Origin of the sequence: Quyinboa sediminis (assembly GCF_042219855.1) — a bacterium.
In the GTDB taxonomy this organism is placed as follows: Bacteria; Bacteroidota; Bacteroidia; order Bacteroidales; family UBA5342; genus JBHJHP01.
The window spans coordinates 1-762 of sequence record NZ_JBHJHP010000038.1 but is presented as its reverse complement, the minus strand read 5'-3'; the positions used below and the strand labels follow the sequence as shown (position 1 = coordinate 762).

Sequence of the window (762 nt, the reverse complement as noted above, 5' to 3'; positions counted from 1 at the left end):
CGGGAACGTTGTAAGCCATAATAGAAATCTTAATTATGAGAGGTTTTCTATACATACTATTATTTGTTCTGTTTTATAACTGTACAAATTCAAATAAAGAGACTGAAATAGACCTGAGAAACGTCCCTCTAAAAATAGAGATTCCATTTATTTATGATATCTTCTTAAAAGAAAACCTATACCCCTTTGAGAATCATGTTGGACATGAAAAAATATATTTTGGCGCAAGTAAAAAAAACTGGCATCCTCTTGCACATTTTAATCTTTTTCTTGATGAGAAGTACGCTAATATTGATGACTTTAAATATTGGTATAAAAACAACATAGAAACAAGGAATCTTGACCAACAAGAAATTTATGCATTGATCGATAGAGATGTTCCAGCATCTGACCTATTAAAGTTCTTTGCTTTAGTTGATTCGACAAATAATGATAAAATATACATCGCCGTAAAAGTTATCAATGATTCTTATGAATTAGTACTGAGTTGGGTAAACGCTAAAAAAATGATTCAGACAAGTGACTCGATAATTTCAATACGCTCAAAAAATAAAGACCATTATCATGTGATTTCGTTTGAGAACTGGATAAATTATTACTAATTAACTTTTAAAAAATTACGGCTTACAACACGCGGTCATAGTGCATGGCAGTACTTTTTAAACCAAAAAATTCAACGTTCGCTGCAAGCACCTTTCGTCCTGACAGTTCCTATCCTATCGGACAGAAACTGCCACGACACCATACCGCGGGAACGTTGTG

Annotated in this window: 1 protein-coding gene; it reads left to right on the top strand. The window is 32.9% G+C overall.

From position 1 onward, the window contains the following. The first annotated feature begins 35 nt into the window (after nt 1–35). Nucleotides 36–602 (top strand): hypothetical protein, encoded by a 567-nt coding sequence (locus ACE1EF_RS20070; RefSeq protein ID WP_375722498.1) that lies wholly within the window; start codon nt 36–38, stop codon nt 600–602. Nucleotides 603–762: the final 160 nt, after the last annotated feature.

Coding starts and splice junctions, on each gene's coding strand:
- ACE1EF_RS20070 (WP_375722498.1), top strand. CDS start 36: ATGAGAGGTTTTCTATACATACTATTATTTGTTCTGTTTTATAACTGT.